Here is a 14,145-nt window from a genome sequence, read left to right as displayed (position 1 = left end):
TGCGCCGGTCAGGCGCGCTTCTTGGCCGCTCCCTTCGTCGCGCTCGGCGTCTTCGCCGGCTTGGCGGCGGGCGAGGCGGCCGCGCGCGCCTTGCGCGCTTGCCTCGGCGCGCTCTCGCCGACGCTGCGCTTCAACGCCTCGATGAGATCGATGACCTTGCCGGGGCCGCGCCGCTCTTCCTCGCCCGTGGTGACGATCGCGCGGCCTTCGCGCTTGCGCTCGACCAGCGCGCGCAGCGCCTCCGCGTAGGAATCCTTGAAGACCTTCGGATCGAAGGGCGCGGTCTTGCGCTCGATGAGCTCGGTCGCCAGCGCGACCATCTCCGCATCGCTCTCGCCCTCGCTGATCTCGGCGAAATAAGGCTCATAGGCGCGCAGCTCATTCGCATAGCGCAGCGTCTCGACGAGCAGGCCCTTGCCGAGCGGCGTCACCGCGACGATGCTCTCGCGCCCGCGCATGGCGAGACGGCCGATGCCGATCTTGTTCGCGCGACTGAGCGCCTCGCGGATCACCACATAGCCCTCGGTCGAGACGTCGCCCTCCGGCGCGAGATAATAGGGTTTCTCGAAATAGCGCGGATCGATCTCGTCGCGTCCGACGAATTGCACGAGCTCGATCGCCCTGCCGCTCTCGAGCTTGATCTCGTCGAGCTCGTCCGGCTCGAGAACGACATAGGAATCGTCGCCGATCTCGAAGCCTTTGACGATATCGGCCGCATCGACCGGACCGACGCCGGGCGCAACCTTCTCGTAGCGCACGCGCTTGCCCGTGGGCTTGTGGATCTGATGCAGCGCCGTGGTCTGGGCGCTCGCCGACGCCGCATAGAGCTCGACGCCGATGGAGACGAGGGAGAGGCGCAGATAGCCCTGCCAATAGGCGCGCGCGCGAGGAGCCATGAGGTCGCGACCTTTCTTGCTTATCCCCTCATTTAGCGCCGCGGCGCGCGCGGGCGATGGCGGCGTTGAGCTCGCCGCCATAGATGAAGATGACGGCCGAGAAATAGAGGAACACCAGCGCGATCATCGCCGAGGCGAGGCCCGCATAGGTGAGCGCGTAGCGATCCGAGAAAGCCGCGAGATAGCGGCCGAAGGCGGCGCCGGCGACGAGCCAGAGCAAGAGAGTCGCCAGCACGCCGGGGCAAATGTCGCGAAAGCGCCGCCGGCCCGCCGGCAACCAGAAGTGAATGGCGAAGAGAGTGAGCGCCAGAATCAGCGTGGCGATGGCGTAGCGCGCCAGATCGACCATGGTCGCAAAGGGCGGAAACCAGTCGAGATAGCGCGCCGCCGCATCGATGATGAGCGGACCGAGCACGACCAGCACGGAGAGCGCCAGCAGCGCCGCGGCGCTGCCGACGACATAGAGGATCGACTCGAGCCGCAGCAGCCACCAGCTGCGCGTCTCCTGCGTCTCATAGGCGCGGTTCAAGCCGATGCGCAGGCTCTCGAGGCCGCTCGAGGCGAAATAGACGGAAAAGAGCGCGCCGAAAGTGAGCGTGCCGCCGCGCGGCGTCGTCGCCACGCGTTGGAGTTCGCCGGCGATCGGGCCTGCGACCTCGCGCGGCCAGACGTCGAGCAGCAACCGTCCCGCCTCGTCGGCGAGGCTCTTCGAGCCGATGAGGCCGGCGAGCGCCGTCACCACGATGAGAAAGGGAAACAGCGACATCAGCGTCGACAGAGCGATATGGCTGGCGATGGCGAAACCGTCGCGCTCGCTGAAATGCAGAAAGGCGTCGAGCGGCGCGCGCAGGACCGCGGGCAGGCGCTCCGCCTGCGGGGCGAGCGGCCCGAGGGCGCGCCGAAAGACCGCGTTCTCGACTTCGTCCACGCCGCTCGTCCCCGCGCTGTCCGGGCGGGAATATAGAGCGTTTCCAGCCGAAGTGGACGCCGGTCCGGCGTCCGGAAACGCGTTGAAACAGACCCGACCGCGCATGGCGCGCGACGGCAACTTTCACCCTCGCGGAGCGTTGACCTTCGTCAGACGCCGCGCCGCAGCAGGCCGCCGACGAGGGCGATGACGAAGAGCACGACCGCCACCCAGAAGAGGATGCGCGCCGCCTCCACCGCGGTGCCGGCGACGCCGCCGAAGCCGAAGAAGGCCGCTATCAGACCGACTACCAGGAAGACGATGGCCCAGCGCAGAAGATCGCTCATTTCTTTCTCCCCGTTTCGAGGATGGATAGGGGATAACGCCGACGCGCCGATCGGGTTTCGCGCCGAATGGAGACGCGGATGAGCCTCGGTCAGAGAGCGCGAGCGATTCCGCATCCCGACGGCGAGCGCAGCTTCATGCTGAATTTCGGCCCCGTGCATCCGGCCGCGCATGGCGTGCTGCGGCTCGTGCTGGAGCTCGACGGCGAGGTCGTCGTCCATGCCGATCCGCATGTCGGCTTTCTGCATCGCGGCACCGAGAAGCTCATAGAGGACAAGACCTATCTGCAGGCCCTGCCCTATTTCGACCGTCTCGACTATGTCGCGCCGATGAATCAGGAGCACGCCTTCTGCCTCGCCGCCGAGCGGCTGCTCGACCTCGAGGTTCCGAGGCGCGCGCAGCTCATTCGCGTGCTCTATTGCGAAATCGGCCGGCTGCTCTCGCATATGCTCAACATCACGACCTGGGCCTCGGACTGCGGCGCGCTGACGCCCAATCTCTGGGGCTTCGAGGAGCGCGAGAAGCTGATGGCGTTCTACGAGCGCGCCTCCGGCGCGCGCATGCACGCCAACTACTTCCGTTTCGGCGGCGTGCATCAGGACCTGCCGGCCGCGCTCATCGACGACATAGAGGCGTTCTGCGACCCCTTTCTCGAGACCTGCGACGATCTCGAAGGGCTGCTCACCGACAATCGCATCTTCAAGGCGCGCAATGTCGACATCGCCGCCGTGACGCTGGAGGAGGCCTGGGGCCTCGGCTTCTCGGGCGTGTTTCTGCGCGCATGCGGCGCGCAATGGGACTTGCGCAAGGCGCAGCCCTACGAATGCTACGAGGAGATGGATTTCGACATTCCGGTCGGGCGCCACGGCGATTGCTACGACCGCTATTGCGTGCGCATGGCCGAGATGCGCCAGTCGATCCGCATCATGCGGCAATGCGTGGAAAAGCTGCGCGCGGCGGCCGGCCAGGGGCCCGTCGCCGCCCTCGACGCGAAGATCACGCCGCCGCGGCGCGAGGTCATGAAGCGCTCGATGGAGGCGACGATCGAGCAGTTCAAGCTCTATAGCGAGGGGTTCCATGTGCCCCCCGGCGAAGTCTATGCGGCGGTGGAGGCGCCCAAGGGCGAGTTCGGCGTCTATCTCGTCTCCCACGGGCTGAACAAGCCCTATCGCTGCAAGCTGCGCCCGCCCTCCTACGCCCATCTCGCCGCGGCCGACCGCCTCTCGACCGGCCATATGCTCGCCGACGTGTCGTCGATCGTCGGCTCGCTCGACATCGTCTTCGGAGAGATCGACCGCTAGAGCGCTTTCCGCTCGAACGGAACCAGTCGGATCGGATTCCGGTCTAAAGGAGAGAAACGATGCCGATGACGCTCGCGGAAAAGACCTGCACCCCCTGCCGCGGCGGCGTTCCGCCGCTCGAGCGCGCCGAGGCCGAGGCGTTGCTCGCGCAGGCTCCCGATTGGGCGCTGCTCGACGAGGCGCGCCGCATCGAGCGCGGCTTCCGCTTCGCCAATTTCCGCGAGGCGGCGAAATTCGTCGCCCTGGTCGGCGAGCTCGCCGAGGCGGAGGGCCATCACCCGGACATCGCCTTCGGCTGGGGCTATGCGACCGTGTCGCTGCAGACGAAGAAGATAAAGGGTCTGCATGAGAACGACGTCATAATGGCGACGAAGATCGACCGCATATTCTCACGCTGGCAGGGCCTGCCGGCGGGACGCATGTGACGCGCCGACGCCTTTTCAAAAGCCCCGGGCTCTAGTAGATATCCGTCTCGCGGTCCCGGTAGCTCAGCAGGATAGAGCAACGGTTTCCTAAACCGTAGGTCAGGGGTTCGAATCCCTTCCGGGACGCCACCCATCACCGGCCGCGCCATCGGGCGCGATCTTTTGCGCTCCGGCGAGTTTACGGCTTTTCATTTGCGGTCGACGACGGATCCGCCTTAAAAATCGCCGAATCAGACTCCAGAGCATTGGCTCCGGGAAGGGATTGAACATGGCCGCGCGTAGAGTTTGGATTGCCGGACATAAAGGCATGGTCGGTTCCGCCATAACCAGACTTCTCGAAGGCCGAGGAGAAACAGTCATGAAGGTCGATCGCTCGGTGGTCGACCTGCGCAATCAAATCGCTGTCGAAGTCTGGCTGAAACAAAATCGTCCTGACGCCATCGTATTCGCGGCGGCCAAGGTCGGCGGAATCTACGCCAACGACACCTATCCGGCCGATTTCATCTATGACAATCTCGCTATTGAGACGAATATTATTCATTCGGCGCATGTCGCGGGGGTGGACCGTCTCGTGTTCCTCGGCTCCTCCTGCATCTATCCGAAGTTCGCGCCTCAGCCGATCACCGAGGACGCGCTGCTGACCGGCCCTCTCGAGCCCACCAACGAATGGTACGCGGTCGCCAAGATCGCCGGCATCAAGCTCTGTCAGGCCTATCGCAAGCAATATGGCCGACGCTACATTTCGGTCATGCCCTGCAACCTATACGGGCCGAACGACAATTTCGACTTGCAGACGAGCCATGTCCTTCCGGCGCTCATCCGCAAGTTTCATGAAGCGAAGCAGGCCGGCAAGCCCGAAGTGGTCGTCTGGGGCACGGGGACGCCGCTGCGCGAATTTCTGCATGTCGACGATCTCGCGCGCGGCGTCGTGTTCTGCCTGGACAACTATGACGGCTATGAGCACATCAATTGCGGCGCCGGCTCCGAAGTCACGATCCGAGAGCTCGCGGAAACCGTTCAGCGCGCCGTCGGTTTTTCGGGTCGGCTCGTGTTCGACACGACCAAGCCGGATGGGACCCCGCGCAAATTGATGGATTCGAGCCGACTTCGCGAGCTCGGATGGGCTCCGACGATTCCTTTGGAGAAGGGCGTCGCGGATGCGTATCAATGGTTCCTGAAACGGGAAAAGGCGCCCGATAGGTCCGTCGTCGAGGCCGTCGGTTGACATGGAGCCGCCGACGATCGTTTCGGCGCTCGCTTCGCAAGACGACGCCGAAAACGACCGCGTCGCCGCTTGCGCGATCGGTCGGACGATCGGCAAGGGACGCGACACAAACGATTTTCCCATGTCTCTTCGTGGCCGTCTCATTTGTCATCAACCAGTTGACTTGATGATATATCGAGATATTCGTCATTGATCGGCAGCTGCACGAGGCGCGCGCATTGATAGCTGGATCGGCCAAAAATCTCGTTACTTCCGCCCTGAGATCGATGAACCTCGGCAGGTTCATTGTTCGTCGCAGCTTCCCGATCGTCCCACTGCTGGACATAGAGGCAAGTTCGGATGCGGTCGACGCGTGGACTGTCACCGGCCCAGATCCGCAATTCGACCTCGCCGGCTTCGGCGCCATTCCCCTTCCCGCGGGCGCCTACGCCGTCAGCGCCATCGGCGGCGGCGCTCTAGCGCAACTCCACGAAGCCTGTTTCTACGTCGACACCGGCGCGGGTCTTTCCGAAGACGAACGTCTCCCCATCCGCTTCCACGAAGAAGCCGATGGAGGCTTCACCGCTTATTGCCGTTTTGAAAAGCCGGTGACGCGCATCCGATTCGATCCGGCCGACGGCTCGACGCCGACCTTCTCGCTTCGGCGGCTCGAATTCCGTCCTGCCTCGACCGAGCGGCAGGCCGCACGGAGCCGACGCGAGAATGAAGGACGCGTTCGCCTGCTGCTGAACCTGGTGCGACTGCTCCCGGAGACCGAGGGCGCCGGCGGCGCCGGTCGCGTCTGCAAAGCCTATCTCACGCACCTCCCGGACTTCGTTTCTCTGCGCGTCGTCGTCGCCCCCTATCACGCCCATCTCGCGGCGCGCTATCCGAGGGCGGAATTCGTCGTCGTCGAGGCCGACGACACCGCGCAAATGACGCAGCATCTCGAATGGTGCGACTGCTACTTCGATCCGCTGAACGCGCTGCGTCCGACCTACATCCCGAAGCATGTGCCGGTGCTCGCCTTCATTCACGATCTGCAGCACATGCATCATCCGACATTCTTCTCGGACGCCGAGAACGCCGCGCGTCTTCGCGAATACGGCTATGTATTCGATCGCGCCGACCTGCTCCTCGCCAATTCAGAGTTCGAGCGCCGCAACTTCGAGACGTTCTACGATGTCGACGAAGTGCGCGCGGTGCATTTGAGCGGCTTCATGGCCGAGGACTCCGGCCAGACGCGCGCACATTTCGAGAATACGCGCGCCAAAAATCCCATCGATCGGCCTTATCTCATTTATCCCGCAGTGCCTTGGGTCCACAAGAATCACGAAATATTACTGCAGGCGATCGCCCTGCTCCGCCGCCGCGGTCTCGACGTTCCGATCATGCTGACGAACGCAGGCGCCAAGAAGGACCGCGTCGAGCGCCTGATGGGATGGGCTCGGCGACTCGGAGTGGCCGACCTCGTTCAGATCGAGTCCTTCCTTCCGGAGTCGACGCTGCTGCATTATTTCGTCCATAGCGCCGGCCTCGTCTTCCCATCGCTCTACGAAGGATTCGGCATTCCCCTCGTCGATGCGATGAAGCTCGGCGTCCCGATCCTGACGGGGACCTCATCGGCGATCAGAGAGATCGGCGGCGACGCATGCGCCTATTTCCAAAACGAACGAAACGCGCTGGCCGTCGCGGATGATATCGAGCGCTTTTGGCTCGATGACGATCTGCGCCGCGATCTCGTCGAAAAAGGCTATGCGCGGGGTGAAAATTTCTCGTCGCGGAAAATGGCCGAGCAATTGACCGAGGCCGTCGAATATCTCGTCGATCGAAAAAGAAGCGACGCCGAGACGAATGCGCCGGCTCGCCGCCGCGTGAAGCGCTCCGCCGTGATCGAGCGGCTCGCGGTATTCGCCCTCTATCTAGAGCCGCTCGACTCCGAGCAGATCGCCGCGCTGCAGGAGATCGAAGACATCGATCTTCATCACGCCAGACTGTTCGGCGCGCAGGCCAAGGTCACGATCGGCGTCGACATCTCCTTGCTGGACGACGAAAGGCTGCGATCCGTTTTCGCAAATGCGAGTCGCTTGATCGTGCTCGATTCGTCGCAGTCCCGCGCGCGCGAGCTCGCGACGCTGGACTTCAGCCATCGCTACAATGACGCGCTCTACCAGCTCGTCACCACTCTGCCGCAGAGCGGCTTCGCCTATCGTGCGGACCTCGTCGAGGCCATTTTGATGGCGCTCGATCTCAATCCCTCGGCGACCTATGCGGAGATCGATTTCGACGCCGTGAATGTGACGCTCGATCCGCCGCCCTCGGAGACGGCCGGCGTTCTGCAATATGAGGAGCGCCGCAAGCGCGGCTTCATGGTCGCCGACGCGATCATCCGCCGCGGCGCCCCGCTGAGCGATCTCTATAACGGCGATGTCGCCTATCTCAGCGCCTTTTGCACCCGGGGAACGCGTCTGCGCTTTCCGGGCCGCTCGCCATTCGCTGAAGACTCTCGAGCCGGCGGTCGTCGACAATGAGAATGCTAGACTTCTTCCTTCGACGCAACGACCCGGCCAATGCCGAGAGCGAAGCTCCATTGTCCTTCGAGCAAACGCGCGAGGCGCAGCGGCCCGCCGCGGAGGCGCCGGACCAGCGGCGGAAATCCAGGCATGTCTATCCGATCGTCGGGGTCGTCACGCCGGTCCGCAACCGCCGGGACTGGACGGTCGGATTTGCGCAGAGCATGCAGAACCAGGACTATCCGTTCTTTAGGCTCTATATCGTCGATTCCGGTTCGACCGACGGCACGCCGCAGGCGCTCCGCGCGCTCGGCGCGAGCGAAATCGTCGTCATAGACGATCCCGACTGGCATTATTGGACGGCGGCGACGAATTCCGGCGTGAAAGCCGCTCTGAACGACGGCTGCGACTATATTCTGACGCTCAATGACGACGCTATCCTTCCAAAGGACTTCATCACCAACATCGTCGAAGGCGCGCTCGACAGCAATGCGCCCATCGTCGGCGGCGTGATCTCCTACGCCAATGAGCCCGGCCGGCTCTGGGCGGTCGGCGCCTATAATGATTGGGAGAGCGGCGCATTCGTGCAAACGAGCTTCGCCAATGTCTTCGAGGATGCGCTCGACGCGAAAGAGCGACGCGGCGCCGACATGATCGAGGTCGACTATCTATGCGGCAATGGCACGCTCGTTCACAAATCCGTTTTCGAGACGATCGGCCTCTACCAGCAGCGCAACGCGCCGCATTATCACGCGGACAGCGAATTCACGATGCGCGCCGAAAAGGCCGGCCTCCGGCGCATGATCGCTCTTCGCGCGCGACTCTATAATCGCTTCACGCTCGACGCCGATGGCCCCTTCTCGAAAAAGAACATGAAGTTCTTCTCGCTGCGCTCGGCCAATTTCGTGCGCCCGATTCTATATATTCTGAACGAATATTGTCCAGCCGAGCATCGCACGCGCGCTTTCGTCTTATACTATGGCCGTTATCTTTCGCTGCTCGACGCGCGCGCGCGCTCGAAGCTTCTGCGCTGCGTCAAATTCATGACGCTCTCGCCGAAGGAGCGCCGCGGCTTTGTTCCTCGCCTCATTCCGCCCGCCGATCCGGCGTTTCTCGCCTGCGACGACATCGACATTCTGCTTTCTCTGCCCGACTTCGAATTCGTCTTGCTCGCCTACGCCTATCTGCTTCAGCGCGGCTGCACGGACAGCGAGCTGCGCGGCTACGCGCATGCGGTCACGACCGGCAAGGCGCGTGAGGTCGTAATTCGAGAGTTCACCGAGTCGGGCGAATATCGCAGTCGTCCGGATCGTCCTCTCCTCGCAGAGTTGGACATTGCGCTTTCGGCTCCGAGCTTCGGCGGAGCGAGCGTCGACGCCAAGCGGAATTTGACGGCTTCGCAATTCACTCTGGCCTGCCTGATCGCGACGGATGAACGCCTTCCCTCGCGCGACGAGTTTTTCGAAGGGCGACGCCTCGTCGAAACGCGCGGACGAGGCGCGCTCGTCGAGCAATCGAAGCAGCGTCTCGAGCGCGGGGCGTCCAAAGCCTTCGAGGCTCTCGCCGAGGAAGCGGCGATGCTCCCGGCGGCGCAGGCCGCCTGCGGCGACGCCGTCGCCGTCTATGTCAATATCGATGTTCTCTGCATGGCGGCCGTCGATCCGAAAGCGCGCACCGGAATCTATCGTTATTCGACAAATCTCCTGAGCCAGCTCCTGCGCGATTCGCGCGTGACCTTGCGCGTCTTCTATTCGCAGGGGCTGCGACAAAATTGGAGCAGACTGACGCAAGCCGAACCCGTGTGGCTCGAGCACGAGGCGCGTTCCGATGAGCCGATCCCGGCGCGGGCGGTCGTGCTGTTCCCTTATTTCCCGATCGACGCCGCGCCGGCGCGCCTCGCCGCTCTGCCGCAGAGCATGATGGTGCATGACCTTTTTCCGCTGGAGCGACCGGAATGGTTCAGCGCCGAAGCTTCGGCGACGTTCCAGCGCCAGCTCCGTCAGTTGCTGACGATGGACCATATCTTCTGCAATTCGGAAGCGACCCGGCGGCAGCTGCTCGACGCGCTGCCGACTTTGCGCGCATCGACCTCCGTCGCCTATCTCGCAGCCGATGGCGATGGCGCTCGGTCGCAGCGGCGCGATTTGCGCAAGATCGTCGCGCTCCCATGGCGCTCGCGCTACATATTGTGCGTCGGCACGATCGAGCCGCGCAAGAACCTCCTCACCGCGATCGCCGCTTTCGCGCGGATCGTGGATCGGCCCGACGTTCGTGATCTGCACATGCTGGTCGTCGGCCAGGAAGGATGGAACGTCGATCTCGACGAGCTCCATCAGACCGCCACCGACATGATGAAAAGGATTCACTTCCTCGGCCGGCTGAGGGACGAGGACCTCTGGACGCTTTATGAAGGGGCGGTCTGCACTGTTTTTCCGTCACTCGCCGAAGGCTTCGGGTTGCCGATCCTGGAATCCTTCGCCTGTGGCGTTCCGGTCGTCACGTCGCGTGGATCGAGCACGGAAGAAATCGGCGCCGACGCCGCCTTGCTGGTCGATCCTCTCGATCCGCATGAGATCGCCGCGGCGATTCTGCGCCTCGCGAACGACGCCAATGAGCGGAAGCGCTCGAGCGCGGAAGCCCGACGCCGCGCGCAGGACTTCTCCTGGGCGCGCTGCGCCGATGCCCATATAACGGAATTCGAACGCCTGACGGGCGACATGCGCGGGTCGATAATTCATAAGCCCTAAAAAAAGCGCCCCTCGAAAGGGGCGCTTTCTGTTCGGCCGAGAGATCGCGTCACGCCGTCTGCTGGATCGCCGAGAGCTTCCAGGCCAAAGGCCCTTCGCCGGCCGGACGGCGGAACGTCCACACCTCGGTCGATTGCGTCGGCTGCGAGGCGTCGCCGGAGACGACCTTGCCGGTCGCCCGATCGATGAAGAGGTCGATCAGCGAGAAGCGCATGGCCACGGTCGCATATTCGTCCGTGCCGTCGCGCCAGGCCTCCGAGAGATCGCCCTGCAGCAGCTTCACGCCGGAGATGCGGTTGACGACGCCCTCGCGCGCATTGGCGCGAATGTCGTCGGAGAAATAGGAGACCATTTCCGGCGTCGCGAGCTCGTGCAGCCGGGCGATGTCCTCCTGGCTATAGGCGGACTGCGATTCGGCGAGCACGCGCTCGAAGGCGGAGAAATCCTCCGGGCGCAGAGTGAGCGGCTCGCTGGCCGGAGTGCGCGGCGTGGCGCCACCGAGGCCCGTTCCGCCGCCCGTAAAGGCGAAGGCGCCCGGACGCGCGCCGCCGCCCGCCCCGCCCATAGCGCCGGCCAAGCGGCGGCCGGCGAACCAGTTGAAGGCGAGCCGCGCCAGAAGGACGATGATCGCGATCTGGACCAGAAGGCCGATGATGGAGGCGAAGCCGCCGAGCCCGCCCAAGAGGCCATGGCCGGAAAGCAGGCCGAAGAGGCCGGCGCCGAGCAGGCCGCCGGCGAGGCCGCCGAGCAGGCCGCGGCCGAAGGCGCCGCCGGCCGGATTGGCGGCGGGAGCGGCGGCCGGACGGGTCGGCGCGGCCGGGGCGGGTTGCGGCTGCGGCGCCGGCTGCGGCGCGATGCTGCGCTCCACTGGCGCGGCCGGACGCGGCGCGGTCGTCGTCGCGGGCGGCGGCGTGTGGGTTCGCGTGCCGCGGCTTCCCGAGCTCGCGCCGCCGCCCATTTTGGCCTCGGCGAGCGCCGGGGCGAAGGCGATGAGCGCGGCGAGCGCGAGCGCCGGCAGAGATCTGGAGTACGATGTCCAAGTCGACATGACTATCCTCGAGCGGTTCGCCCGAAGAAAAAGGGAATCACTCGGGCGTCATCTATATAGGAAGGACCCGACCTTGCGGCAAAGGGCCGTGCGGCGGGACGCGAGAAGGCTTCGGGAGGCTCGCTTGACGCCGAAACTGGTCTTCGTCGCCGCCGTCGCGCGCAATGGCGTGATCGGCGCGCAAGAGCGGACGCCCTGGCGCCTGAAGAGCGATCTTCGACGTTTTCGCGAGCTCACCTGGGGCAAGCCGCTGCTCATGGGGCGGCGCACATTCGAATCGATCGGGCGCCCCCTGCCCGGCCGTAAGACCGTCGTCTTGTCGCGCGATGCGGAATTTCGCGCCCAGGGGGAGCATCTCGCGCGCAGCCCGGAAGAAGCTCTCGACGCCGCCGCGCGGCTCGCCGAATCGATGGGAGCGTCGGAGATCATCGTCGCCGGCGGCGCGCAGATCTATTCCGCCTTTCTCGCGCGGGCCGATGTGATTCATCTGACCGAGGTCGCGCTCAACGTCGCGGGCGACGCCCGGTTTCCCGCGCTCGACCCCGGGGAATGGCGCGAGACCTGGCGCGAAACGCCGCGTCGAACGGACGAGGACGAGGCGGATTTCCACTATCTGCGGCTCGAGCGACGATGAGCGCCGCGAAGGCGCAAACAGCTGTTGCAGGTCGAAGAGCCTGAAGCTATAAACCGCCTCGACCAGCGGCGGCCGCTTCGCGGACGCCAGATCGGAGTGTAGCGCAGCCTGGTAGCGCACCTCGTTCGGGACGAGGGGGTCGGAGGTTCGAATCCTCTCACTCCGACCAAACAGCTTCATAAGCGAAAAGGCTCTAGCGCGGGCGAAAAAACCAATCGACCGTCGCGCCGAGCGCCACGCCGATGCCGATGGCGAGCGTCACGCCGCCCGCGAGACGACAGAAACGCGCCGCTCCTTCCGGCAGGCCGAGAGGGCGAAGAGCCGGCGTCAGAAACAGCGCCAGCGCGATCCCGGCAAGCGCCCGTATGGTCAAATCGGGATCGAACATTTTGCGGCGTCGAAGCACAAAAAACGCCCCGCGCTTACATCCGGCGTCGGGGCGCTTCGCTGTTGCGTCCGGTTCCGGGAAACCTTCGGCTTGCTCATAGATTAGGTGGCTCTGGTCTGTGATGCAAGCGTGAGCGCCGTGGATTGTCGAGTCTGCCGCCGCGCCGGGCGATCGCAAAACGCCGGCGGCGATTGGGCGGCCCGGTCAGCGCGAGCCGATCGAGACCGGGGTCCATCCGCCCGTCTCCATCTCCACGGCGAAGGAGACGCCGCGGGCGACGAGCTTGTTGCGATCGGAGACGCCGGCGATGGGCGCGCGATCGGAGGTCGCGATCTCCGCGATCGGGGCGCCGGGAAGCGCCGGCAGCTCCGGCCGCGCCAGTCCGCTGACGCGCCCCGCCACAGGCGCGCGAACCGGCTCCTCGGCGAGAAAGCCCAATATCTCCTCCGCCTCGACCCGATCGCCGATGTTCATGCGCCAGGCGAGCGCGCCCTCCCGCGGAGCGATCACGTCCCAATAATCGAGCGCGAGGCGGTCGCAGGCGCGGCGGCTCGGGGGCGGATCGCCCGCCCGCAGCACCGCGCCCGGATCGAGCCCCTCCGTCGCGATGGCGAGATCGCAGTCCACGCCGGCCACGAAGCCGGAGCCGACGCCGATCGTCAGCTCGGCCAGATCGGCGAGCGAGCGCGCCGGCCGCCCGTCATGATCCGGCGCTGCGATGACGACATCCCATGGCCAGCGCTCCACGACCTCCTCGAAAGGCCGCAGCAGCAGGGGAAGAAATTGCCGCGTCTGCATGCCGCAGAGAAATTCGGAAGGCCGGTCGGCGCGGCGGGCCTCGACCCCCGCCACGGCGGCGATCCCGTCGAACCAGGCGTCCGCATAGCACATGCGCCGGCGCAGAGCGCGCGGCGGCCGCTCCTGATGGAGCACCGTCGCATAGCCTTCGCCGATCAGCCGCCTCGCCACCGCCGAGGCTCTTTCCCCGACGCCGCAGACGAGGACGCATTGCTCTTTGTTCATCGACCCTTCTCAGCCTCGATACGCGCGCGACAATCGTTGTGTATCAGAATTATATATTGCGGCGCAATCCCGCCTGCTGCAGCGCAGCGCGCGACCGCCCGCCACCCGCGTCCCGCCGAGATCGAAAGGGATGCGGGACGCCGGCGCCTGCTGTATAGCAGACCTCCCAGCGATCCTGCGCGCGCCAAATGACCCATCCGCACCGCCTCACAGTCCGCGTCTATTACGAGGACACGGATTTCTCCGGCCTCGTCTATCACGCCTCCTATCTGCGCTTCATGGAGCGCGGGCGCACCGAGCTGCTGCGCGATCTCGGCCTCGGCCAGCGCGCGCTGCTGCAGGGCGCGGGCGGAGGCCTGTTTTTCGTCGTGCGGGCGATGACGATCGACTTCCGCAAGCCCGCGCAGATGGACGATTCGCTCTGCGTCGAGACGATCGTCCGGGAGGTGTCCGGCGCCTCCTTCGATCTCGATCAACGCGTGACGCGCGGCGACGAGACGCTGGTTTCCGCGCAGGTGAAGATCGCCGCGGTGGAAGGCGGCCGGCCGCGCCGCCTGCCCTCCGACGTGCGCGCGAAATTCGCCTCCGTCGCCGATCCTCGCGGCTCTTGACCTTTACGGTCCCTTAAGCCTTCCGCTCATATTTCTCTTTGTGCGGCGCATCCTGGACAAAATCTCGGCGGATTCGCGCTCCATACCGCTTTGGCTCCGCAGC

General features: G+C 65.0%; 13 protein-coding genes and 2 tRNA genes. 9 read left to right on the top strand and 6 right to left on the bottom strand.

The features are described from left to right. Positions 1–8: 8 nt before the first annotated feature. The 3 genes from Mspo_RS09950 to Mspo_RS09940 all read right to left on the bottom strand — a co-directional run bounded on the left by Mspo_RS09950 (position 9) and on the right by Mspo_RS09940 (position 2,150). Positions 9–896 carry a Ku protein gene (locus Mspo_RS09950; RefSeq protein ID WP_244613299.1) on the bottom strand — a complete coding sequence of 296 codons (888 nt, stop codon included), beginning with the start codon at positions 894–896 and terminating at the stop codon, positions 9–11. A gap of 28 nt (positions 897–924) precedes the next feature. Continuing rightward, a complete protein-coding gene (locus Mspo_RS09945) occupies positions 925–1,824 on the bottom strand; it encodes a YihY/virulence factor BrkB family protein (RefSeq protein WP_159729290.1) in 900 nt (299 codons plus the stop codon). 149 nt (positions 1,825–1,973) lie between these two features. Further along, positions 1,974–2,150 carry a DUF1328 domain-containing protein gene (locus Mspo_RS09940; RefSeq protein WP_159729288.1) on the bottom strand — a complete coding sequence of 59 codons (177 nt, stop codon included), beginning with the start codon at positions 2,148–2,150 and terminating at the stop codon, positions 1,974–1,976. 78 nt (positions 2,151–2,228) lie between these two features. Between Mspo_RS09940 and Mspo_RS09935 the strand changes: the two genes are divergently transcribed. The 6 genes from Mspo_RS09935 to Mspo_RS09910 all read left to right on the top strand — a co-directional run bounded on the left by Mspo_RS09935 (position 2,229) and on the right by Mspo_RS09910 (position 10,338). Then, on the top strand, positions 2,229–3,449 hold the full coding sequence (locus tag Mspo_RS09935; RefSeq protein ID WP_159729286.1) for an NADH-quinone oxidoreductase subunit D: 1,221 nt from the start codon (positions 2,229–2,231) through the stop codon (positions 3,447–3,449). 59 nt (positions 3,450–3,508) lie between these two features. Continuing rightward, positions 3,509–3,874, top strand: a complete 366-nt coding sequence (locus Mspo_RS09930; protein ID WP_159729284.1) for a 4a-hydroxytetrahydrobiopterin dehydratase — start codon at positions 3,509–3,511, stop codon at positions 3,872–3,874. 52 nt (positions 3,875–3,926) lie between these two features. Further along, positions 3,927–4,003: transfer RNA gene (locus Mspo_RS09925), tRNA-Arg, on the top strand. Between the two features lie 139 nt (positions 4,004–4,142). Next, a complete protein-coding gene (locus Mspo_RS09920) occupies positions 4,143–5,099 on the top strand; it encodes a GDP-L-fucose synthase (protein WP_159729282.1) in 957 nt (318 codons plus the stop codon). Between the two features lie 266 nt (positions 5,100–5,365). Beyond that, on the top strand, positions 5,366–7,609 hold the full coding sequence (locus Mspo_RS09915; RefSeq protein ID WP_159729280.1) for a glycosyltransferase family 1 protein: 2,244 nt from the start codon (positions 5,366–5,368) through the stop codon (positions 7,607–7,609). A 2-nt stretch (positions 7,610–7,611) separates the two neighbouring features. Further along, positions 7,612–10,338 carry a glycosyltransferase gene (locus tag Mspo_RS09910; RefSeq protein ID WP_159729278.1) on the top strand — a complete coding sequence of 909 codons (2,727 nt, stop codon included), beginning with the start codon at positions 7,612–7,614 and terminating at the stop codon, positions 10,336–10,338. Positions 10,339–10,387: 49 nt separating this feature from the next. Here Mspo_RS09910 and Mspo_RS09905 read toward each other — a convergent pair whose 3' ends face one another. Further along, positions 10,388–11,386, bottom strand: a complete 999-nt coding sequence (locus Mspo_RS09905) for a Tim44 domain-containing protein (RefSeq protein ID WP_159729276.1) — start codon at positions 11,384–11,386, stop codon at positions 10,388–10,390. A 124-nt stretch (positions 11,387–11,510) separates the two neighbouring features. Between Mspo_RS09905 and Mspo_RS09900 the strand changes: the two genes are divergently transcribed. Continuing rightward, on the top strand, positions 11,511–12,020 hold the full coding sequence (locus tag Mspo_RS09900) for a dihydrofolate reductase (protein ID WP_201281668.1): 510 nt from the start codon (positions 11,511–11,513) through the stop codon (positions 12,018–12,020). 92 nt (positions 12,021–12,112) lie between these two features. Then, positions 12,113–12,189 (top strand) — tRNA-Pro (locus Mspo_RS09895). Between the two features lie 24 nt (positions 12,190–12,213). On the opposite strand, the gene Mspo_RS09890 is transcribed toward Mspo_RS09895, so the two are convergent. Together Mspo_RS09890 and Mspo_RS09885 are read right to left on the bottom strand one after the other, a co-directional pair. Next, positions 12,214–12,408 carry a hypothetical protein gene (locus tag Mspo_RS09890; RefSeq protein WP_159729272.1) on the bottom strand — a complete coding sequence of 65 codons (195 nt, stop codon included), beginning with the start codon at positions 12,406–12,408 and terminating at the stop codon, positions 12,214–12,216. 204 nt (positions 12,409–12,612) lie between these two features. Then, positions 12,613–13,431, bottom strand: a complete 819-nt coding sequence (locus Mspo_RS09885) for a hypothetical protein (protein ID WP_159729270.1) — start codon at positions 13,429–13,431, stop codon at positions 12,613–12,615. A 188-nt stretch (positions 13,432–13,619) separates the two neighbouring features. Here Mspo_RS09885 and ybgC point away from each other — a divergent pair, with 188 nt between their 5' ends. Next, positions 13,620–14,042, top strand: coding sequence for a tol-pal system-associated acyl-CoA thioesterase (gene ybgC / locus Mspo_RS09880; protein ID WP_159729268.1), 423 nt, complete (start codon positions 13,620–13,622; stop codon positions 14,040–14,042). The last annotated feature ends 103 nt before the right edge of the window (positions 14,043–14,145 follow it).

The sequence above is a fragment of the Methylosinus sp. Ce-a6 genome, assembly GCF_009811655.1.
GTDB lineage: Bacteria > Pseudomonadota > Alphaproteobacteria > Rhizobiales > Beijerinckiaceae > Methylosinus.
Note: the sequence above shows the minus strand (reverse complement) of the source record. Positions and strands in the feature narration are given on the sequence as shown.

What these genes read in the sequence shown, in the direction of transcription:
- Mspo_RS09950 (WP_244613299.1), bottom strand. Translation starts at nt 896, where the DNA reads ATGGCTCCTCGCGCGCGCGCCTATTGGCAGGGCTATCTGCGCCTCTCC.
- Mspo_RS09940 (WP_159729288.1), bottom strand. Translation starts at nt 2,150, where the DNA reads ATGAGCGATCTTCTGCGCTGGGCCATCGTCTTCCTGGTAGTCGGTCTG.
- Mspo_RS09935 (WP_159729286.1), top strand. Translation starts at nt 2,229, where the DNA reads ATGAGCCTCGGTCAGAGAGCGCGAGCGATTCCGCATCCCGACGGCGAG.
- Mspo_RS09930 (WP_159729284.1), top strand. Translation starts at nt 3,509, where the DNA reads ATGCCGATGACGCTCGCGGAAAAGACCTGCACCCCCTGCCGCGGCGGC.
- Mspo_RS09920 (WP_159729282.1), top strand. Translation starts at nt 4,143, where the DNA reads ATGGCCGCGCGTAGAGTTTGGATTGCCGGACATAAAGGCATGGTCGGT.
- Mspo_RS09915 (WP_159729280.1), top strand. Translation starts at nt 5,366, where the DNA reads ATGAACCTCGGCAGGTTCATTGTTCGTCGCAGCTTCCCGATCGTCCCA.
- Mspo_RS09910 (WP_159729278.1), top strand. Translation starts at nt 7,612, where the DNA reads ATGCTAGACTTCTTCCTTCGACGCAACGACCCGGCCAATGCCGAGAGC.
- Mspo_RS09905 (WP_159729276.1), bottom strand. Translation starts at nt 11,386, where the DNA reads ATGTCGACTTGGACATCGTACTCCAGATCTCTGCCGGCGCTCGCGCTC.
- Mspo_RS09890 (WP_159729272.1), bottom strand. Translation starts at nt 12,408, where the DNA reads ATGTTCGATCCCGATTTGACCATACGGGCGCTTGCCGGGATCGCGCTG.
- Mspo_RS09885 (WP_159729270.1), bottom strand. Translation starts at nt 13,431, where the DNA reads ATGAACAAAGAGCAATGCGTCCTCGTCTGCGGCGTCGGGGAAAGAGCC.
- ybgC (WP_159729268.1), top strand. Translation starts at nt 13,620, where the DNA reads ATGACCCATCCGCACCGCCTCACAGTCCGCGTCTATTACGAGGACACG.